Below are 20,989 nucleotides of genomic sequence, written 5' to 3' on the forward strand. Positions count from 1 at the left end.
ATGGCCGAGGACAAAAATAATCCAGCGCCCGATCCGGACAAACCTGAGGCCGTTGATGATGACCGCACGCGGATTGCCACGGGCCCTGTGACGCCCGTTGCGTCTGACAATGACAAGACCGAAATATCCGATATTGCGGTTTCGGATGCTGCCGGGACCGACGATCATACCCGTATCGCGCCTGCGCCGGTAACCCAACCGGACCGGGTGCCGGAACCTGCGCCGGTCGCGGCCCCTTCTGTCCCGCCAGTGCCAAAACCTGCACCTGACGTACCGCCTGCGCCTCGCGGCGGCCAGCATGCGCCGGTGCCTATCGGGACGCTGATCAACAACAATTACGAGATCAAACAGCTGATCAATGCTGGTGGCATGGGCGAGGTGTTCCGGGGTGAGAACGTCTTTACCGGGGACGCCGTCGCCATCAAGATCGTGCTGCAATCGCTGGCACATGACGAAAAGGTCGCTGCGCTATTCATGCGCGAAGCACGGGTGCTTTGTCAGCTCTCTGATCAGGCGATCGTGCGTTACTATAACTTTGTGAAGGATGCGGCGCTTGATCGGTTCTGTCTGATCATGGAGTTCATTGAGGGCATCGCGCTCTCTGATCATATCCGCGATGTCGCGCCGCTGAGCCTGCATCAGGCGGTCGGGTTGATGCGCCGCGTCGCCGCCGGGCTGGGCCGGGCGCATCAGATGGAGGTGATCCACCGCGATCTGTCACCTGACAATGTAATGCTGCGTGGCGGGTCGGTTGATGACGCTGTGCTGATTGATTTTGGCATCGCGAAATCGGCGGAAATGGCTGAAAGCACGCTGCATGGGCAGCTTGCCGGTAAGTTCAAATATATCTCGCCCGAACAGCTGGGCCATTTTGGTGGCGCAATCGGGCCGCGCACGGATATCTACGGGCTGGCTCTGATGATGGCGGCTGCCTTACGAGGCAAGCCGCTGGATATGGGAGCTTCGGTGGTCGAGGCTGTGAACGCCCGCCGTGAAATTCCGGACCTGAGCGATATCGACCCGGCCTTGCGCCCGCTTCTGGCCCACATGCTGGAACCCGATCCGAACGACCGGCCTGCGCGCATGTCGGATGTGATTGCGCTTTTGGATGATCCGTCGGCCATTCCGGCACAATATGGCACTGCTCGCCCCGTCACGCAGACAACACCGCCTAAGCCTAGTCCGGTTATCGCCGATGTGCCGGGGCTAAGCCAGCCGCCGGGCCGTGCGCAGACGACTGGTGGTTTTGGTGGGGGGGCTGCTGGCAAGTCGGATCCGGCATCGCAAAGCCCGTTTGGTGAAAACACGGGCTTGCCACCGTCATCTGTCGCGTCGTTGGATAATGATGGTGGTGGCGGTCTTCTGCGCTGGCTGCTTGTGTTGTTGGTTCTTGCGGGTGTTGGCGGTTTCATTGCTTGGCAACAGGGGCTGCTTGGCCCCGCCGGTGTGACACCCGTACAAACTGAGCTGGCACAGGAGGCAACGGATGGTCGGTCGGCGCTGGACCCATCGACGCGCGAAGGGTTTTTGGCTGCCTGGCCTGATCAAGATTGCACCTATGTGACCCGGATACCGTCCGGACCCAATAGCGGGCTGATTGCAGGTTTCGCGGCGACAGCTGACAGCTTTGCCACGCTGCCCGATGACTATGACGGGGCATTTGGCGCGCGTCCGGCAGTGTTGGAAACCGTGATCAGCGATGCGCAGTGCCCGGTCCTGACATTATCCGATGCCTTGCGTCAAAAGGGATCGGTGCCGCCAATTGTGACGCTGGACAGCACTGTTATGGCAAGCGAGGGGGCAATTGTGGGCCGTGTCAGCAACCGGCGTGCGCGGCCTGTCTGGCTGGCGGTGGTGCTGACGGATGGCGGTGTCTACAACTTGTCTGATCGGCTGACAGAGCAGGCAGATGGCAGCGCGACATTCTCTCTTAGCCTCGCGGCAGAGGAAGGGTCTGCAGCACAGCCGCAACTGGTGATCGCGGTCGCCTCTGACAAGCCGTTGCTTTCTGCGGCGGCCTCGCAGGATGGGGCACCTGCCACGAGACTATTGCCGTTGATTGAAGCAGAGCTGACAGGTCGCGATGATCCGCGCGCGGGTGCTGCGGTTGCAGGGTTTGAACTACGCCCCTGATTATAGCGTTTGACGAAATACCTGAGACATGACGTATCTGCTAACGCGTTGAAATCTATGGTTTCAGGCAGCGTGAGATGTTTCAGTTTTTTCGCATAACGTTTTAGCGCAGGTTAAAGGGCACAATGACCAGCGGTGTTTCGGGTGGCAGCTCTTCCCGCAGGGCGGCGAAGAATACATCTGCCAGCTGTCCGTTTTGGTCTGCAATCGCCGTAGGTCGCCCTGCCGTTGCGAGCGCGATGAGCGTTTGGCTGGTGTCACGGGCCGGTCCGGCACGACGCAAGGGTATCTCGAACGGGGCGGCATTCCCGGTGAAGGACAGATATTGTGTGACGTCTTGTACGACACCGTTGTCGTCAACGATCAACAGCAGGATATAGCGCCCTGCGGTGTTTCCGATGGTGCCGGTCAGCATCGTGTTATTGTCGATCACTGTCTCATCTAGACTGATCGACAGGCGAAACGCCGGGTAAGCTGCGCTTTCTCGCACGAAATTCAGCGCTGCACATTGCCGGTTGTCGACGAGTGTCGTGCTTTCAGTGGGGGCAGGCGTCAAATCGGCAAGGACGGCATTTGCGAAACCTTGCATCGCTAGCTCATCCGCGGCGATCATTGACAGGTTTGGCGCGCCACCGCTGCCTTCTTGCGGCAGGGCAAGCAGGCAAGGTTCCGACAAGCGGGTTCTGATCCGGGTGACAAGCGCGCTGACAGTGCTGCCAGCGGTCGGACCGTTCGGCGTCGGGGCCTGCGCTGCACGTTGTGGGGGCGGTGGCCCAGCAGTGGTTTGGCGTGGTTGCAGGCTGGTGGGTGTGAGAGGGGCAAGCGTGGTGACACCTTGCGGTGCGGTCGTTGCGACAGGGGCCAGCGGTACGGCGGTGTTGTCCTGTGGGCGCAACGGGCTGAGCGGCTGGATCGCTGCTGCTGTCTCTGCTGAAAGGGGGGCAAGCACTTGCGGGGTCAGGTCGGGCGTAACAGTACTTTCTGGTTCTGGTTCTGGTTCTGGTTCTGGTTCTGGTTCTGGTTCTGGTTCTGGTTCTGGTTCTGGTTCTGGTTCGGGCGCTACGATATCAGGCGCTGCCGGTTCTGGCGCGGGCGGGGTTTCGACCAGCGGCAGGTTGCTTTCCGGCTGCGGCGCGCGGGCGGCAAGCTCTCCTTCTAGAATGATTGTGCTGATCGTGATTTCAGGCTCTTCCCTGCGCTGGCGACCTAGCGGGTCGAGCCCGGCCAGCAGATCAAACATGAAGACTGCAGCACCCAGATGAACCAAGGCAGAGGCACCGAATGCCTCTGCCCAATGCAGAGAACGACGGCGTTTGCCCCCGAATATCACGGGCGCACCGTCCGGCGGAGGGTGACAAGTTTAATTTCCACATCCCGCAGCGCATCCCGGTTCATGATGTCGATCAGGGCAGAGGCCGGAGCCTCGCGACCGATCAGGATATGTAGGGTGACAGGCGCGTCCAGCGCAGCCACGGCCACACCCAGCAGGTCGGGGGCCACGGGCACCCCATCCAGTTCCCAAATGGCATCGTCACGAACGATCAGGATCGGCGCGGGCAGTTGATCCAGCGGCAGTTCCGTTGTTTCAGAAATCTCGACCCCTTCGGTCGGCGGGTTCAAAAGCTGCCCTGTCGCCAAAAAGAAGAAAATCAGCAGTAGAACGATATTGACGATGGCCAGTGACACATCAAGCCCGACAGGTTTGTGGCGGCGGGGCAGGGCGCGGATCATGACGCCCCCGTCTTGGCCAATTGCACGGCGCTGACACCCGCCGCCGTCAGGGCCTCTAGCACAGAGGTCAAATCCTGCACCTGCGCGGACGTCTGCATAACCAGTACGATTTCAGCCGCTTCATTCTGCGCGACTGCGGCAGCAAAGGCGGAGAGCTGATCAAAGGGGATCGGTTGACCATTCGCGATGATCTGACCCTGTTCCACACTCCAGATCTGGGCGTTGGCCCCCGGTAGAACCGGTTGCTCATCGGGTGTGGATTGGCTGGGATCATTCGCGGCGCTGCCCGGTTCAGCCCCGGTGCGGATGGTGAGCAGCGCATAGGGCGTCAGGCTGGATGTCAGCATGAAAAAGATCAAAAGCTGAAACATCGCATCTGCCAGCGGGGTCAGCGCAAACCGATAACGGGTCGTCGAACGCGGTTGCATCACCGGATGCGTGCGCGACGTATATGCCTCGGTTCGGTCGGACATCAGCCGGTTCTGGCGTCAACGCGCCCATTGATTGCAGCTGAAATCAGCGCCTCGATTGACTGGCGCTCGGATTCGATGCGGCCTTCCAGCCATGTCGCCACGAAGAATGTGACCAGCGCGATAGCCAGTCCGGCGGCAGTGGTGGTCAGCGCTGTCCAGATGCCACCAGCAAGCAATGCGGGATCAACCGCGCCTTCGGTGCCTGCAAGCGTGCTGAACGCGTCGATCATCCCGATCACTGTGCCCAGCAGACCCAGCATCGGGGCGGCTTGGACTACGGTTTCCAAAAGACGCATCCGGCTGGTCATCGCAGAGAGTTCAACGATGGCAGTCTGGCGGCCAAGTTCTTCGGCAAAGGATTGATCGTCGGGACGCGCCCGCAAGCCGGTAAAGACAGCCTGCAAGACGCGTGCCAGAACGGATGTACGACCTGCGGCGGTTTGCATGGCTGCATCGGCACGGCCGCCCAGCCAATCATTCAGGATCGCCTCGGCTTTGGTGGTCTGACCAACCCCCAGCCGGGCAAACTGGAAGGTTTTGAAAAAGGCAACCGTGACCGCCATCATCGACATGATCGCCAGCGCGGCAAACACGATGATAGTCGGGGTGTTGAGTGCGGAAAGATCCGGCGCGTTCATAAATATTCCCTTGCTGCAAAGAGATCAGTGCAAAGCTGCATCAAATACCGAATTGGATCGCCCCACGGGAGGAGGTTTCAAGACTGGACATACAGAAGTCGCCCACGCCACCATCGGCCAGATCACAAACGGTGACGATGTTCACCGTGATGCGGGATATGTCGGTGCAAGACCGTCCGCCAAGGTCAAACTGCACGATCTTTGTTTTGCCGTCGACGATGTCTCCGAATTCCAACACCAGCAGATCGGTTACGATGGCCTGCGTGTCGAACACGCCCACCTGATAGGATATGCCGCTCAGATCCTGACCGGTGTTGTTCACCGCGACATAGGTCAGACGGCAGCCGCCCTCGGCGATTTCGGCGGCGTTGTTCAATTGCAGCGAAAAGGTTGCTGCGGGGGCGTCCTGGGCAAGTGCAGGCGTTATGGTCGTCAGGGTGAAAACCGCAGAATAGACGCTTTGCAGGAAATGTTTTAAAACCATCAGGTCCCTCACCTAAGTCAATTATACGCAACAGTATTTACTGTCACGCAGAGAATGCTATGCGGGATTGGGCCGTATCAACCGGCGGGTGTCAACACGCGTTTCGACTTTTATCTTGGATGGGGGGTAGCGCAGGGCCCCGATTGATGATGGTCTCACAGGCTCAGCGAAAGACACCGATTGACCACGTGCTTTGAAGCAGAGTGCGATCTTTGCGTATCGATTCATTCGCCGGGGCCGCGCTGGTCTGTCCCAGATCTGTGATTTCCATCGGGGGAATGGGGGAGGTTTCGTTGATTTCAACGGGGAAATCTTCGGCCTCTGGGCTACCAAAAGCGCTGAATTTCAGAATAGGGGTGGGTACTTCGGCGGTATCAGGTTGGGCGGTGGCGGCGGACGGCATTGCGGTCAAAAGGGCGGCAATCGTCATCGCACCAATCACGGAATGATAGAAAAGTGCCATTGTTGAACGCTCTCACTTTTACAGATCTCTGATTACACTAGCATAATATGCTTGACCGTTGTCGTATTTTTTCACTGGTTTGGCAAAGATATAGTGTTAACGACCGTTGTTTTTTCGTAAATGTGGCTGATGGCGCTGAAAAATCCGATCCTGACATCTTTATTCTTGGCCATGCTCTGCGGGCTACCTGTCAGGGCGGTGGCGCAGTTTGCAGTGTGCAATCAGTCGTTTGACGTGGTCAACGTTGCGATAGGTCAACACGAAGAAGAAGGCTTTGTCACGCGTGGCTGGTGGACCATCGGCCCCAACCAATGCGCCAATGTGATCCGTGATGAGCTGACAGCGCGCTATATCTATGTTTTCGCACAAGATGTTTTCGGCAACGAAATCCTGAACGGTGCAACCCCGATGTGCATTGCGCAAAAGCGGTTTGTCATTCAGGATGAAGTCAATTGTCTGTTGCGGGGATATCTTGACGCAGATTTTCTAGAGGTCGACACCCAGAAAACAGAGCGCTGGACCCTTTTCCTGTCGGCTCCGCCGTAGCAGGATGACAGGGCAAGAGGATGTGAAAGAGGCGATTACGGGACGATGCGGCAGAACAAAGCCATCATCCGATTTTTAGCAGGCTGTGCGGTGGCGTTGATGGCCCTACCTGCGCTCGCGGATCGTGCTCTTGTTGTGGCCAATTTTGATTACCCTGATGCGCCTGCCGCAGGACCATTGCGCGACCGGGCGCTGGCCTTGTCTGAAACTTTGCTGGGGCTTGGGTTTCAGGTCGTGCGTCTTGAAAATCCCGATCAGGCCGCGCTTGACGCCGCTGTCGCAACGCTGGGCGATGCCGATGAGCCGGTCGTTTTCTACTACGCGGGTCGCAGTGTTGAAGACGCGGGGCGGACCATGCTGCTGGGAACCACCGCAGGTCAGGACATAGCTTTGGTGGATGTGGTCGACAGAATGCATCCTGTCCGGCGCGATGTGACGGCGGTGTTTCTGGACTTTTGCAGCGCTGGCGCTGTTGCATCACCCGCGCCAGTTGACCCTGTGTCTGAGCCGCCGCAGGTGGGTACAGCGCCGCTGCCGGATCGGGATCATGTGTTGATCGCCGTCTCGTCAGATTGCGCCCTGACCGACACCACGCTGACAGAGGTGCTGATCGACCGGCTTCAGGTGCCGGCGCTGGATATCAAGCAGCTTCTTGAGGGGAGCGATATATCCGTGCAGTCCACCGTGACGCGTCCATTCGCATTCCGGCCTGCCGAAAGCGGTATGAAACTGACGGCGGCGGATTATCTGATGCTGGACAGCCTGCCACCGGATGAACAGGCGCAGATGATCGCGCTATGGGCAAATGCGGGGATCGCGGTGGATCGTGTTGGTGCGCAGACACCCCAATCCACTGTGCCGCAACCGGTGCGCCGCGATACCGTAGTCGCAACCGAACCCGTGCGCCCGGTCACTGGCGGCGTGACGCTGGTCCCGCTTGCGCCGCAGCCCACAACAATTGTCAGCAGTGGTATCCGGCTTAACCCGGCTACACCGCAGCCTGCATCAATCAGCCGCCCGGTGCCCGGCACGGGCGGGTTGCCCGAACCATCAATCATCGTGGGCTTTGCGCAAGAAGAAACAGCAGCGAGTTTTGCTACCGCGCCCGCCGATGTCGGGCCGTTTTCTGGTGCGATCATCGCTTACACGGACCTCGCGGGTCGCCGCGCCTTGCGGCAGTCTGATCCAGACCTTTTCGCCAACCTGCTTGACAGCGGCGCGCTCGACCCGCCGCAGGCCGAACTGATAACGGCGCTGCAAACTGAACTGGCCCGCATGAACTGTTATAATTCGACTATCGACGGGCAATGGGGACCGGGATCGCGCGCTTCGGTCGGGCGGTATTATGAACAGATCGGCGGGGCCGCGCCCTCGCAGGATCCGGATGTGCGGATATTCCGCCAGATCGCCCTGCGTGATGACGTGACTTGCCCCGCTGTTCGGACTGCCGCCCCAGCCCCGCGTGCCACCACGTCACAGCCTCGTCAGGCCGCCCCGGCACCTGCAGCCCCGGCGCCGGCCGCCACGCCACCACGGGTGATCAACCGCGACCGTGGCGTCGGCGTGGGCGTCGGCGTGGGCCGCTAAGATCATAGACCGATGGAGGTCGATCCGCAGTTCCGCCAATCTCGGGCCGCATCGCGCAAACGACGCCAGCAAAGACGGCTGCAATTTGTCATGATCGGCGGGGGCGGGGCGCTGGGTCTTGCTGCCATCGGTGCGCTTGTGCTGTGGTTGGGGCAGCGCCCTGATGAGCCCTCGGCCCAGATATCTGGTGATAACGAGCAGATCGTCCAACTGGAAACCGAAACACCTGCTGGCGCGGTGCATGTCGCGACACCCTTTGTGGATATTCCCGGCGACCCGATGATCCTGCGATTTGAGACCGGCGATGCACAAGCGGCCAAGTCCCTTGCTGGGCCGAATGCGCTGGATGTCGGGCGGTTTGGCTTTCCGCGCCCTGACCGGTTTGCACTGATCAATGAAGAGCTGGTCTTGCAGGAAAGCCAGTTGATGACTGCGCTCCCCTCCAGCCGTGAGGATTTCGCCTTTTTCCAAGCCCAGCGGCGGCAATCGCTTGACGTGCAACCCACGCTACCGGCCCTGATCACCACACCCGATGTCGCCACAGGCGAAACGGCGGGCGAGGTCATCACCGTGGCTGATGATGATAGCAGTTTTGGGCAGGCACTGGGTGGTGGAAGGGATGACGGGCCGCTGACCTATGTGAACACGCGCATTCAGAACACGACATCTGTTGCCTTCCTGCGTCCTGAACCCGCACGTCAGAAACTGTCGCGCGATCTTGTGCTGCGGCTGGATTTTACGCGCGCACTGGATGAGGTTCTGACCGCCAATGGCTTTACCTCATCCATGGCGGATGAATTGTCCACTGCCGCGCAAGACCTGATCCCAGAGCTTGCCAATATCACGACAGAAGGCGGCTTGCCGCCGGGCACAATCATCGCCCTGCGTTACCGCCCTATCCCCGATGCGCCAGAACCGCTGCAAATCTCTTTTTACGGGCCGGACGGATATATCAATTCGCTCGCCCGGCGTGGCACGGTGGGGTATGTGCAATCTGCCGATCCGTGGCTTGATGATGATCTTCTTCAACTTGCGGGACCGGAACAATTCAGCGCCGACCGGCAGGATTATCGCCTGCTTGATGCAGTCTATAGCGCGCTGATCCGCAACGGCGTTCCCACAACGCTGGTAGGCGAACTCATTGTGCTATTTTCGCAATCCTACGATCTGGAGGCGATTGCCGCCGTTGGTGACCGTGTCACGGTGCTTTACGCGCCGGACGGGCCCGCCGGGTCAGGGCAGATCGCCTTTGTCGGGGTGTCGGGGCCATCGGGCGATATGCCGTGTTATGTCGCCCTTAAATCCGGTGCCGGGCCACAGGATTTCGCTTGTTTCAGTCAGGATGGGCAGCGCGGCGGCGGGGGCGGCAGGGCGTTCCTGACGCCGGTGCAAGGGACGCTGTCATCGCCCTATGGGCCACGGTTCCATCCTGTACTGAAAGAGGTCCGGCTGCATGGCGGTGTCGACTGGGCGGCACCCATTGGCACGCCTGTCATTGCCGCGCTCCCCGGCCGGATCGCGGTTGTGGGTGACGGCGGTGGCTATGGGAATGTGGTCTATATCGATCATGCCAATCGGGTGCAGTCGCGTTATGCGCATTTGGACCGCTTTGCGCTGACGGCCAAGGTTGGGGCGCAGGTCAATGCGGGTGATTTGATCGGCTATGTCGGCACAACGGGGCGATCCACCGGGCCGCATCTGCATTTCGAAATTCGACAGGATGGGGCAGCGATCAACCCATTTGCCCTAGGCGGTGGCGGTACGATGGTGGCCTCGGTGGCGGTCGAGGCGCTGACCGATCAGATTATTCGCGTCGAAAGCGCGGGCAACGCCAATGCGCGCAATCCGCTGTCGACGGCTACAGGGTTGGGGCAGTTCATCGAAAGCACTTGGCTGCGGATGATGCGTGACTACCGGCCTGACCTGACGCGGACGATGAACAGGGCAGAGCTGCTCGCGTTGCGGACTGATCCGACATTGTCGCGAGCCATGGTGCAGAACCTCGCCCGTGAGAATGAAAATTTCCTGCGCGGGCGGGGTCATCCGGTGGATGCAGGCAGGCTTTACCTGGCGCATTTTCTGGGGCCAGCCGGGGCAAGCACGGTACTGGGGGCCGAAGATACGCAGACCGTGCTTGCGGTGATGGGGGCGGCGGTGGTGCGGGCGAACCCGTTCCTTACAAATTATACCGTTGCTGATCTCAAGGCATGGGCGCAGCGCAAGATGCGCGGAGCGGGATCCGGTGGTCCGCGGCGTCAGCCGCTGCCGCCGGAAATTCGCAGCTATATTCAGGTGATTGATGCGCTGTTGGCGCAAGACGTGTGATCCTACCTTATCCCGATATCGCGATAGAGATGGTGGCGCTGTTCGGCCGCCTCACGTTCAAGCTGGATATTGCTGTGCGGGATGCGGTGGTTGGGCCAGTGATCATGGGCGTCCCATCTTTCCTGCCGCGTTGCGGTAAGCATTGCATCTGCGAATATTGATAGCATGACTTTTCCTTTCCGGGTGCTGATGGGGTGAAAATAGGGGTATTGCCTATGTCATGCGACTCTGAAAGAATTTCGAAATGTTAGCTGTACTATCATAATGGATTGGCGGGACATCCCCTCGCTCGCGGCGCTGCGCGCGGTTGAGGCTGCGGCGCGTTGCAGGTCATTCAGCAAAGCAGCGGAAGAATTGAATGTGACCCATGCAGCCATCGCCCAGCATCTGCGCGCGATCGAGGCGCAACTGGGTGCGGCGCTGATGCGGCGCGAAGGGCGGGGAATGGTGTTGACTGATACGGGCCGTCAGCTTGGTGGGTCGCTGAGCGAGGGGTTTGGCATCATCGCAAGCGGCGTGCGGGCCGTCGCGGCAGAGGTTGCGGACCGCCCCCTGTCCATCAGCGTGACCCCCAGCTTTGCAGAAAACTGGCTGATGCCCCGGTTGGCGGGTTTCTGGGCGACGCATCCGGGGCTGGGGTTGTCGATTAATCCTTCGACGGGTGTGGTTGACCTGCGGCGTGATGGGTTCGATTTGGCGATCCGCTATGGCCAAGGCGATTGGCTGGGGGTGCAGGCCACGCGATTGGCAGATGCCGACTTTACGGTCATCGCCGCGCCATCGTTACTACAAGGGCGCAAGGCGCAGTCACTGGCGGATGTCAGCGATCTGCCTTGGTTGTTCGAATTGGTGCACGGCGAGGCGCGCCAGTGGGTCACTGAAGCAGGCCTGAACATCGCCGATTGTCAGATGAACGAGGTTGCGACGCTTAGCATGTTGTTATCAGCTGTGCGGGCCGGTGGTGGTGTGTCGGTCGCCTCTAGCGCGCTGGTGGCAGATGATATCGCGGCAGGGCGGCTGGTCGCGGTGGTGTCGGAACGGCGCGAAGGATTGGCCTATTACATCGTGCACCCGCCGGATCGCCTGACCGACCCTGCCCGTATTTTCAAGAAATGGCTGCTGACGCAAATGGGGTAGGCGATGCGCATAACGCACCGCCCGTTTTTGCCACCGGTCACGGCAAATGCGACCTGCATTTAAAGATCGTTGAGGCCCGCCCATTGTCCTCTCCAAAGGCATACGCAGGCAAATGTGCGCCTAGCAAGAAACGCGCCAGATTTGACAGATCAGGTTTGTTCTTGGGATCGCGAATAGCGAAGACTATCGCTTCACTGATCATCCAATCTAGTCTGCGGATTTCCACCTTCTTCCATTAATCCGCAGTCAATTCGATCCAACGGGTATACATCTTTAACAATGATTGCTGATGTAATTCAGGTAGGGTGGGTCAAGACCCACCTTACGCGGCTGCTCACCCGCTCATTAAATGCAGTTGTCGGAACTTGTTGCTGACGCCAGAAACCTATTCCGCGTTACATAACGCCTTGCAATCGCCGCCTAAGTCCAAAGCCCGGTGTTTGTGTCCAGTAGATACTGCGAAAATATCGGGCCGCAGGCGGCCCCGATGGCGCGGGCGTTGCCGCCGATGGTGCCTGCTGCGATGTGTGGCGGTGTCAGCCCACGCTTGTCCTGTGTGACGAGATAGCGTTGCACCCGCTCTACAAGGGCAGTTCTGATGTCGGGCGGAAAGGCTCCGTCGATCAGGATTGCCTCAAAATCTATGACAGAGCAGACTGACAGGCTGGCCTTGGCCAGTTCCTGCGCGGTTTCGCCCAGCCACGGATCAACATAGCGTCGGATCGCCGTCCAGTCCTGCGGGTTTTCCCAGATCAGGGCAGGGTCGAGATCGACCTCGCGCAGGCGGGTTTCCAGAAGGTGGATCGAGGCGGTGTCGATCAGCTGTTTGCTTTCACCATGCGGCCCGATGCTGGGCAGTGATCCGAGTGCCCCAGCATTGCCCTGTCGCCCTTCGAAGACGGAATGGTTCAGCACCACACCGCCGCCCACAAATGCACCGACAAAGAAGTAGGCATAGTCACGAAAGGCCTTGCCGCGCCCGTAGACATGCTCTGCCCGGCAGGCGGCGGTCGCGTCATTCATCACGGAAATCGGAAGGGTGCTGAAACGGCCCGCTTCGGCGCGCACATCCACGTCTTTCCAGCGCATAAAGGTTTTGGCGGCTTCGTCGGATGCATCGCGCCAGTTCCACATCTCGAACGGGGCGGCGATGCCGATGCCGCAGATGCGCGCGGCCTCTTCCGCGCTGAGGGTTGTCAGGAAAGCAGATATGCCATCCGCGAGAAAACCGAAGACATTCTGTGGGTCGGGCGCGGCATAGGTTACTTGATACTGGGCCCGCACGTTACCGGTGAACTCCATCAGTACCAAATCCGCAGAGCGGCGGCCGATCTTTAACCCGATGGACAAAACGCCATCCGGGGCCAGCCGCATGGGCACTGAGGGTTTTCCCACGCGCCCCCGCGTTGGTGCGCCGCGGATCAGCAAGTGATCGCTTTCCAGCCGTTTGAGTATGGCAGAAACGGTCGGCGGTGACAGGCCAGCTAGTCTTGCAAGGTCGCTTCCCGGCAACTCACCATGTCGCTGAAGGAGCGACAATAGCAATCGTTCGTTGTGATTGCGTACGCCTTTCTGACTCAAGCCAGTACTGATTGACCTAACAATACCATCATCCATCTGGCTGATCATATGTCGCTCCTCCGAGTGAGGGAATACACCAAATTTTTTAATTAGTAAAGTAAACTAATTAATTGACACGCGCATTCGAATCGCGTTCTTTAGGGTTGTGGCCTGTTGGAGGCAGGTCGCGCTGTGGGGTGCAAACCCCGTGCGTTTTTAAATCTGGGAGGATCGTATGAAGAAGCTTTTGACAGGAACGGCGCTTGCGCTCATGGCATCAAGCGGGACGGCCTTTGCTGCCGGGCATGGCGCATCGGCCTGCCTGATCACCAAGACGGATACCAACCCGTTCTTTGTAAAGATGCGCGAAGGAGCTGAGGCTAAGGCGGAAGAGTTGGGCATTGGCCTGAATTCCTATGCAGGCCAGCTTGACGGCGATAATGAGGCACAGGTTGCTGCGGTCGAAACCTGCATTGCCAACGGTGCGTCGGGTATCCTGATCACCGCATCCGACACTGCTGCCATCGTGCCCTCGCTCGAAGATGCTCGCGCTGCTGGTATACTGGTGATTGCGCTTGATACCCCGCTGAACCCGATTGATGCGGCGGATGCGACCTTTGCCACAGACAACTTTCTTGCCGGTGAGATGATCGGGCAATGGGCCGCTGCCACGTTGGGCGATGATGCGGCCAACGCCAAAATCGCAATGCTTGACCTTGCGATTAGCCAGCCTACGGTTGGAGTGCTGCGGGATCAGGGCTTTTTGCAAGGGTTTGGCATTGATCTGGCCGATCCGGGCCGTTGGGGTGACGAAACCGATACGCGTATCATCTGTAACGAGGTCACTGCCGGGAACGAAGAGGGTGGCCGCACGGCGATGGAAAACTGTCTTGCCATCGATCCAGACATCAATCTAGTCTATACGATCAATGAGCCTGCCGCGTCCGGTGCATATGAAGCGTTGACCGCAGTTGGCATGCAAGATGACGTGCTGATTGTGTCAGTCGATGGGGGCTGCCCTGGCATCGCCGATGTAGCAGATGGCGTCATCGGGGCAACGTCGCAGCAGTATCCGTTGTTGATGGCGTCCAAAGGGATCGAAGCGATTGCAGCTTATGCTGCTGACGGGTCCCTGCCGGAAAATACACCGGGCAAGGATTTCTTCGATACCGGCGTGGCGCTGGTCACAGATGCGCCTGCTGACGGGGTCGACTCGATTTCTGTCGACGAAGGTACGGAGCTGTGCTGGGGCTGAACCTGCCCCTTCATGCACGATAAAAAGAGGCGGCGCGACCCGCCTCTTTTGACAGATATATTTCCGGGATTGACTTAAGGGGGGAGCGATGACGGATCGAAGCGAAAATTACGAAGCCGCTGCAGGGGGTGCTTCAGATCGTGTCGCCTTGTTTGAAGAAGACCGAAAATCGGGGCTGGCGCGCTTGCAAGGTATGCTGCACAAAACCCCGTCGCTGGTGCCGCTGATCGTTCTGCTTATCGCGATCATTATTTTTACCGGCACGCTTGGACCGCGATTCTTGCCGCAGATGACGCTGGTTTTTCAGCAAATCCAGATTGTGGGCATTCTGGCCCTCGCGCAATCGCTGATCGTGCTGACTGCGGGGATTGATCTGTCGGTCGGGGCGATTGCTGTTTTCTGTTCTGTCATCATGGGGCAGTTCACCTTTCGGTACGGGCTGCCGCCCTCGGTCGCTATCCTGTGTGGTTTTGTAGCAGGGACTGCGATGGGCGCCGTTTCGGGCTGGCTTGTATCGCGGATCAAGATCCCGCCCTTCATCGCCACGCTTGGCCTGTGGCAAATGGTGCTGGCCGCCAACTATATCTATTCACGCAATGAAACGATCCGTCCCCGCGACATCAGGGACGACGCCCCCATGCTGCAATGGCTGGGGCTGAAGCCGAATGAGCAGATCGTCACATGGATCGAAAACGCGCGCGGCATCACATATGAGCGTATCCGCCCTAATGACACGGGCCAGTTTTTCCTCGACCTGATGTGGCAGACGACGATCACTTACGGCGTGGTAGTATTGATTGTCCTGACAATCGTGCTGGCGCATATGCTGCGATCGACCGCTTGGGGCCGACATGTCTATGCGGTGGGCGACGATCCAGAGGCGGCGGAGCTGGCCGGGGTCAACGTGAAACGCACCTTGATGTCTGTTTATATGCTGGCAGGATTGATCTGCGGCATTGCCGGATGGGTGATGATCGGACGGCTTGGGTCGGTGTCACCATCGGCATCGACAGGTGTGATCGGCAATATTCAGTCCATTACCGCTGTTGTGATCGGGGGTATCTCTCTCTTTGGCGGGCGCGGGTCGATCTGGGGCGCGTTCTTTGGCGCGCTGATCGTGGGTGTGTTTGAACTTGGCCTCCGGATGGCAGGCGCGAATGCCCAGTGGACATTCTTGATCATCGGGGCGCTGATTATCGGTGCTGTCTCCGTCGACCAATGGATCAGAAAGGTATCGGCATAATGGAACCTGTTCTTAAAGGGGTCGGGCTGACCAAACGCTATGGCAAGGTCGTGGCACTTGATCGTTGTGATTTCGAATTGATGCCGGGTGAAATTCTGGCGGTGATCGGCGATAACGGCGCGGGGAAATCAACCCTGATCAAGGCGCTGTCCGGCGCTGTCAGCCCCGATGCCGGGCAAGTCTACTTGGAAGGCAAGCCTGTAAAGTTCGGCTCGCCTACCGCGGCGCGGGACGCCGGCATTGAAACGGTCTATCAAACCCTGGCCGTGAGCCCGGCGCTGTCGATTGCCGACAACATGTTCATGGGGCGCGAGCTGCGCAAACCGGGAATCATGGGCAGCGTGTTCAAACAGCTTGATAAGCCAGCGATGGCGAATTTCGCGCGGGACAAGCTGACCGAACTGGGGTTGATGACCATTCAGGACATCAATCAGGCGGTCGAAACGCTGTCCGGCGGGCAGCGGCAGGGTGTCGCAGTTGCGCGGGCCGCGGCGTTTGGATCCAAGGTCATCATTCTGGACGAACCGACAGCCGCGCTTGGCGTGAAAGAATCGCGCAAAGTGTTGGAGCTGATTCTTGATGTTAGGTCGCGTGGCATTCCGATCATCCTGATCAGTCACAACATGCCCCATGTTTTCGAGGTGGCAAACCGAATCCATGTGCATCGTCTGGGGCGGCGCCTTTGTGTAGTTGACCCGAAAGATTACACGATGTCTGATGCGGTTGCCTTCATGACCGGCGCGAAGGAGCCGCCGTCCGAAACGGTCATGGCCTAGGTCTTTGTCCTGCAACTTTGAAAATGATTAAGTGAATCTTGTTGGTGGGTGCTTGCGACACTATGGGACCTCTGCTATCTCCGCCGGGATTTTGACGCTTTCGTGCAAACGAGAGCCAAACAAGCTGCCCGTTTCGTTGCGCCGTCTACTCCGGTGGTGGTGAAGCCGGGCCCAAGATATCGGAAGGCTCAAAGTGTCCGAAACTGCTGGTATTTCGACAAGCATTGCAAAGCGCTATGCAACTGCCGTGTTTGATCTTGCTAAAGAGGGCGAAACCGTCAGCGCACTCGAAGCGGATGTAACCGCTTTGGACGCTGCAATGACCGACAGCGCTGATTTGCGTACCCTGCTGACCTCGCCGCTTTACAGCCGCGAAGAGCAAGCGGTCGCGATTGCTGCTATTGCCAAGAAAATGGAACTGTCAGAAACAACAGAAAACGTGCTGGGCCTGATGGCGTCAAAGCGTCGCCTGTTCGTGCTGCCCCATCTTGTTCAAGTCTTGAAAGACCGTCTGGCCGAAGAGCGTGGCGAAGTGACGGCTGAGGTCACGACTGCCAAGAAGCTGACAAAGGCACAGGCTGACAAGCTGGCGAAAACGCTCAAAGAGCAATTCGGCAAATCTGTTATCATCAAAGAAACCGTCGATGAATCCATCATCGGCGGTCTTATTGTTAAAGTGGGCTCCAAGATGATCGACACGTCGATTGCCTCCAAGCTCAACGCACTCCAGAACACTATGAAAGAGGTCGGATAAATGGCGATCCAAGCGTCTGAAATCTCTGCGATCCTGAAGGACCAGATTAAAAACTTCGGTAAAGAAGCCGAAGTGGCCGAGGTTGGCCGCGTGCTGAGCGTTGGCGACGGGATTGCCCGCGTATACGGGCTCGACAATGTTCAGGCCGGTGAGATGGTCGAATTCCCCGGCGGTATTCGCGGGATGGCCCTGAACCTTGAAGCTGACAACGTGGGTGTTGTTATCTTCGGTTCCGACCGTGACATCAAAGAAGGCGACACCGTCAAGCGTACCAACTCTATCGTTGACGTGCCCGCTGGTGACGAACTGCTGGGCCGCGTTGTTGACGCGCTGGGCAACCCACTGGACGGCAAAGGCCCGATCAACGCATCCAAGCGTCTGGTCGCGGATGTGAAAGCCCCCGGCATTATCCCACGTAAATCCGTGCACGAGCCGATGGCAACCGGTCTGAAATCCGTTGACGCCATGATCCCAATCGGTCGCGGCCAGCGTGAGCTGATCATTGGTGACCGTCAGACCGGCAAAACCGCCGTGGCACTGGACGCGATTCTGAACCAAAAATCCTACAACGACGCCGCTGGCGACGATGAGAGCAAGAAGCTTTACTGCATCTATGTTGCTGTCGGTCAAAAGCGATCCACTGTTGCGCAGCTGGTGAAGCGTCTCGAAGAATCCGGCGCTATCGAATATTCTATCGTTGTGGCCGCGACCGCGTCCGAGCCTGCACCGATGCAGTATCTTGCGCCTTACTCTGCCACTGCGATGGCCGAGCACTTCCGCGACAACGGTCGCCACGCGCTGATCATCTATGATGACCTGTCCAAACAGGCTGTGTCTTATCGTCAGATGTCCCTGCTGCTGCGTCGTCCACCAGGGCGTGAAGCGTATCCTGGTGACGTTTTCTATCTGCACTCTCGCCTGCTGGAGCGTTCGGCAAAGCTGAATGAAGATAACGGTTCGGGTTCTTTGACGGCGCTGCCGATCATCGAAACCCAAGGTGGTGACGTGTCTGCGTTTATTCCAACCAACGTGATTTCGATCACCGACGGTCAGATCTTCCTTGAAACCGAACTGTTCTATCAGGGGATTCGTCCTGCTGTGAACACTGGTCTGTCGGTGTCACGTGTGGGTTCTTCTGCCCAAACTAACGCGATGAAATCGGTTGCCGGTCCGGTGAAGCTGGAATTGGCTCAGTACCGCGAAATGGCTGCCTTTGCGCAATTCGGGTCCGATCTGGATGCCTCAACCCAGCGCTTGCTGAACCGTGGTGCCCGCCTGACCGAGCTGATGAAACAGCCGCAGTATTCGCCGCTGACCAACGCCGAAATCGTCTGCGTGATCTATGCCGGTACGCATGGCTATCTGGACAAGGTTCCGGTGAAAGAAGTGGGTCGTTTCGAAGCTGGGCTGCTGAAGCACCTGCGCACGAATGCGTCCGATGTTCTGGATTACATCACCACCGAAGATCCAAAGATCAAAGGTGAGGCCGAAGATAAAATCAAGGCAGCCATCGACGCATTCGCCAAAGACTTCGCCTAAATCTTTGAGACAAAGGAGACTTCGCTGTGCCTAATCTTAAAGATCTGAAAAATCGGATCGCGTCGGTCAAATCGACGCGCAAGATCACCAAGGCCATGCAGATGGTCGCGGCCGCAAAACTGCGCCGCGCCCAAGATGCAGCCGAGGCATCACGCCCCTATACGGAACGGTTTAACGCCGTGATGGCCGGGTTGGCTGCTTCGGTTGGCGGCTCGGACAACGCACCGAAATTGCTGTCCGGAACCGGCAGCGATCAGGTGCAGCTGCTGGTCGTGATGACTGCAGAGCGCGGGCTTTGCGGTGGCTTTAATGCCAACATCGCCAAACTGGCCCGTCAACGCGCCCAAAAATTGCTTGCCGAAGGCAAGACTGTGAAAATCCTCACGGTTGGCAAAAAGGGCCGTGACGCTCTGAAACGCGATTTTGGCCAGTATTTCATCCATCACGTGGACCTGAGCGAAATCAAACGTATCGGCTATGCCGATGCGCAGGGTGTCGCCAAGGAAATCCTGTCCCGCTTTGATGCTGGTGATTTCGACGTCGCCACCATCTTCTTTTCGCGCTTCGAAAACGTGGTCAGCCAAATTCCGACCGCGCAGCAGATCATTCCTGCGCAATTCGAACAGGAAGAGGGCGTAGAAGCCACGCTCTATGATTACGAACCCGGCGAGGAAGAAATCCTTGCCGACCTGCTGCCGCGCGGTGTGGCGACGCAGCTCTTTGCTGCGCTGCTTGAAAACGGTGCCTCTGAACAGGGTGCCCGCATGTCCGCCATGGACAACGCAACGCGCAACGCAGGCGATATGATCGACAAGTTGACGATCGAGTTCAACCGCTCGCGTCAGGCCGTGATCACCAATGAGCTGATTGAAATTATTTCGGGCGCGGAAGCGCTCTAGACCTCCGGAGAAAACGATAATGGCAAATGCAAAAGGCAAGATCACGCAGGTCATTGGCGCCGTCGTCGACGTGCAGTTCGATGATCACCTGCCTCAGATTTTGAACGCCCTGACAACCGAAAACCATGGTAAGAAGCTGGTTCTCGAAGTCGCCCAACACCTTGGTGAAAACACAGTACGTACCATCGCCATGGACGCGACCGAAGGTCTGGTGCGTGGTCAGCAAGTGACCGATACCGACGGCCCGATCAGCGTGCCCGTGGGTGACGCAACGCTTGGCCGGATCATGAACGTCGTGGGCGAGCCTATCGACGAAAAAGGCCCGGTCGTCGCGACCGAAACCCGCACCATCCACGGTGAGGCGCCCGCGTTCGAAGCACAGTCTACCGCTTCGGAAATCCTTGTGACCGGCATCAAAGTGATCGACCTTCTGGCTCCCTATTCCAAGGGTGGTAAGATTGGCCTGTTCGGCGGTGCCGGCGTGGGCAAGACGGTTCTGATTCAGGAACTGATCAACAACATCGCTAAAGTGCACTCTGGTTATTCCGTGTTCGCCGGTGTGGGGGAGCGGACCCGTGAAGGGAACGACCTGTACCACGAATTCATCGACGCAGGCGTTATCAACGCTGAAGACCTGACCAAGTCCAAAGTGGCACTTGTGTTCGGCCAGATGAACGAGCCTCCCGGTGCGCGTATGCGTGTGGCCCTGTCTGGTCTGACAATGGCCGAGCAGTTCCGCGACCAGTCCGGAACCGACGTTCTGTTCTTCGTCGACAACATCTTCCGCTTCACGCAAGCAGGTTCCGAGGTGTCTGCGCTTCTGGGTCGTATCCCATCCGCTGTGGGTTACCAGCCAACGCTGGCCACCGACATGGGGACCATGCAGGAACGGATTACATCGACCAAGAACGGTTCGATCACATCGGTGCAGGCGATCTACGTGCCTGCGGATGACTTGACCGACCCTGCGCCCGCGACATCGTTTGCGCACCTTGACGCCACCACCACGCTGAGCCGTGCGATTTCCGAGCTGGGCATCTACCCAGCCGTTGACCCGCTCGACTCCACCTCGCGTCTGATGGACCCGAAAATTGTGGGTGAAGAGCATTATCGCGTTGCGATGGATGTGCAGAACACGCTTCAGCGCTACAAATCGCTGCAAGACATCATCGCCATCCTCGGGATGGACGAACTGTCCGAAGAGGATAAGCTGACCGTGGCCCGCGCCCGGAAAATCCAGCGCTTCTTGTCGCAGCCCTTCGACGTGGCACAGGTGTTCACCGGTTCGCCCGGTGTTCAGGTGCAGCTGGAAGAAACGATTGCATCGTTCAAAGCCGTTGTTGCGGGCGAGTATGACCACCTGCCCGAAGGTGCGTTCTACATGGTCGGCGGCATCGACGACGTGAAAGCCAAAGCCGAGAAAATGGCTGCAGACGCAGCGTAAGG

At 58.5% G+C, this 20,989-nt stretch carries 20 protein-coding genes; 12 read left to right on the forward strand and 8 right to left on the reverse strand.

Going from position 1 to position 20,989, the window contains the following annotated elements:
• The gene (locus ACJ5NV_RS12655; protein ID WP_411644208.1) at positions 1-2,133 is read left to right on the forward strand and encodes a protein kinase domain-containing protein; all 2,133 of its coding nucleotides are present in this window, start codon (positions 1-3) and stop codon (positions 2,131-2,133) included.
• A gap of 103 nt (positions 2,134-2,236) precedes the next feature.
• On the opposite strand, the gene ACJ5NV_RS12660 is transcribed toward ACJ5NV_RS12655, so the two are convergent.
• From ACJ5NV_RS12660 to ACJ5NV_RS12685, 6 genes are all read right to left on the reverse strand, one after another.
• On the reverse strand, positions 2,237-3,463 hold the full coding sequence (locus ACJ5NV_RS12660; RefSeq protein WP_411644209.1) for a hypothetical protein: 1,227 nt from the start codon (positions 3,461-3,463) through the stop codon (positions 2,237-2,239).
• Positions 3,460-3,864 (reverse strand): ExbD/TolR family protein, encoded by a 405-nt coding sequence (locus ACJ5NV_RS12665; protein WP_411644211.1) that lies wholly within the window; start codon positions 3,862-3,864, stop codon positions 3,460-3,462. The genes ACJ5NV_RS12660 and ACJ5NV_RS12665 overlap by 4 nt, the downstream gene beginning before the upstream one ends.
• Positions 3,861-4,337 (reverse strand): ExbD/TolR family protein, encoded by a 477-nt coding sequence (locus ACJ5NV_RS12670; RefSeq protein ID WP_411644212.1) that lies wholly within the window; start codon positions 4,335-4,337, stop codon positions 3,861-3,863. Before ACJ5NV_RS12670 ends, ACJ5NV_RS12665 begins: the two co-directional genes overlap by 4 nt.
• Entirely contained in the window at positions 4,337-4,975 is a 639-nt protein-coding gene (locus tag ACJ5NV_RS12675) for a MotA/TolQ/ExbB proton channel family protein (protein WP_411644214.1), read from the reverse strand. The genes ACJ5NV_RS12670 and ACJ5NV_RS12675 overlap by 1 nt, the downstream gene beginning before the upstream one ends.
• A gap of 40 nt (positions 4,976-5,015) precedes the next feature.
• Positions 5,016-5,459: a hypothetical protein gene (locus ACJ5NV_RS12680; protein WP_411644216.1), complete on the reverse strand. Its 444-nt coding sequence runs from the start codon at positions 5,457-5,459 to the stop codon at positions 5,016-5,018.
• Positions 5,460-5,622: 163 nt separating this feature from the next.
• Entirely contained in the window at positions 5,623-5,922 is a 300-nt protein-coding gene (locus ACJ5NV_RS12685) for a hypothetical protein (protein ID WP_411644218.1), read from the reverse strand.
• A gap of 129 nt (positions 5,923-6,051) precedes the next feature.
• On the opposite strand from ACJ5NV_RS12685, the gene ACJ5NV_RS12690 reads away from it, so the two are divergent.
• Genes ACJ5NV_RS12690 through ACJ5NV_RS12700 form a run of 3 tightly spaced genes read left to right on the forward strand, consistent with a single transcriptional unit; the run spans position 6,052 to position 10,380 of the window.
• Positions 6,052-6,468 (forward strand): DUF1036 domain-containing protein, encoded by a 417-nt coding sequence (locus ACJ5NV_RS12690; RefSeq protein ID WP_411644220.1) that lies wholly within the window; start codon positions 6,052-6,054, stop codon positions 6,466-6,468.
• Between the two features lie 45 nt (positions 6,469-6,513).
• On the forward strand, positions 6,514-8,055 hold the full coding sequence (locus ACJ5NV_RS12695; protein WP_411644222.1) for a caspase family protein: 1,542 nt from the start codon (positions 6,514-6,516) through the stop codon (positions 8,053-8,055).
• Positions 8,056-8,067: 12 nt separating this feature from the next.
• The gene (locus ACJ5NV_RS12700) at positions 8,068-10,380 is read left to right on the forward strand and encodes a peptidoglycan DD-metalloendopeptidase family protein (protein WP_411644224.1); all 2,313 of its coding nucleotides are present in this window, start codon (positions 8,068-8,070) and stop codon (positions 10,378-10,380) included.
• Positions 10,381-10,382: 2 nt separating this feature from the next.
• On the opposite strand, the gene ACJ5NV_RS12705 is transcribed toward ACJ5NV_RS12700, so the two are convergent.
• Complete coding sequence (locus ACJ5NV_RS12705) at positions 10,383-10,547, reverse strand: hypothetical protein (protein WP_411644226.1); 165 nt, start codon at positions 10,545-10,547, stop codon at positions 10,383-10,385.
• Between the two features lie 97 nt (positions 10,548-10,644).
• Between ACJ5NV_RS12705 and ACJ5NV_RS12710 the strand changes: the two genes are divergently transcribed.
• Positions 10,645-11,517, forward strand: coding sequence for a LysR family transcriptional regulator (locus tag ACJ5NV_RS12710; protein WP_411644228.1), 873 nt, complete (start codon positions 10,645-10,647; stop codon positions 11,515-11,517).
• Between the two features lie 420 nt (positions 11,518-11,937).
• Here the strand turns inward: ACJ5NV_RS12710 and ACJ5NV_RS12715 are convergent, their stop codons facing one another.
• The gene (locus tag ACJ5NV_RS12715) at positions 11,938-13,134 is read right to left on the reverse strand and encodes an ROK family transcriptional regulator (protein WP_411644363.1); all 1,197 of its coding nucleotides are present in this window, start codon (positions 13,132-13,134) and stop codon (positions 11,938-11,940) included.
• A gap of 178 nt (positions 13,135-13,312) precedes the next feature.
• Between ACJ5NV_RS12715 and ACJ5NV_RS12720 the strand changes: the two genes are divergently transcribed.
• The 7 genes from ACJ5NV_RS12720 to atpD all read left to right on the forward strand — a co-directional run bounded on the left by ACJ5NV_RS12720 (position 13,313) and on the right by atpD (position 20,987).
• Positions 13,313-14,332 (forward strand): sugar ABC transporter substrate-binding protein, encoded by a 1,020-nt coding sequence (locus ACJ5NV_RS12720; RefSeq protein ID WP_411644230.1) that lies wholly within the window; start codon positions 13,313-13,315, stop codon positions 14,330-14,332.
• A gap of 88 nt (positions 14,333-14,420) precedes the next feature.
• Positions 14,421-15,575 (forward strand): ABC transporter permease, encoded by a 1,155-nt coding sequence (locus tag ACJ5NV_RS12725; protein ID WP_411644232.1) that lies wholly within the window; start codon positions 14,421-14,423, stop codon positions 15,573-15,575.
• The gene (locus ACJ5NV_RS12730) at positions 15,575-16,351 is read left to right on the forward strand and encodes an ATP-binding cassette domain-containing protein (RefSeq protein ID WP_411644233.1); all 777 of its coding nucleotides are present in this window, start codon (positions 15,575-15,577) and stop codon (positions 16,349-16,351) included. Before ACJ5NV_RS12725 ends, ACJ5NV_RS12730 begins: the two co-directional genes overlap by 1 nt.
• Before the next feature lie 193 nt (positions 16,352-16,544).
• Positions 16,545-17,105, forward strand: a complete 561-nt coding sequence (locus ACJ5NV_RS12735) for a F0F1 ATP synthase subunit delta (RefSeq protein ID WP_411644235.1) — start codon at positions 16,545-16,547, stop codon at positions 17,103-17,105.
• A complete protein-coding gene (gene atpA, locus ACJ5NV_RS12740) occupies positions 17,106-18,644 on the forward strand; it encodes a F0F1 ATP synthase subunit alpha (RefSeq protein ID WP_411644237.1) in 1,539 nt (512 codons plus the stop codon). It begins immediately after the preceding gene.
• A 26-nt stretch (positions 18,645-18,670) separates the two neighbouring features.
• Complete coding sequence (locus tag ACJ5NV_RS12745) at positions 18,671-19,543, forward strand: F0F1 ATP synthase subunit gamma (protein WP_411644239.1); 873 nt, start codon at positions 18,671-18,673, stop codon at positions 19,541-19,543.
• 19 nt (positions 19,544-19,562) lie between these two features.
• Positions 19,563-20,987, forward strand: a complete 1,425-nt coding sequence (gene atpD / locus ACJ5NV_RS12750) for a F0F1 ATP synthase subunit beta (protein WP_411644240.1) — start codon at positions 19,563-19,565, stop codon at positions 20,985-20,987.
• Positions 20,988-20,989 lie beyond the last annotated feature (2 nt).

This window comes from Loktanella agnita, assembly GCF_046640325.1.
Lineage (GTDB): Bacteria > Pseudomonadota > Alphaproteobacteria > Rhodobacterales > Rhodobacteraceae > Yoonia > Yoonia agnita.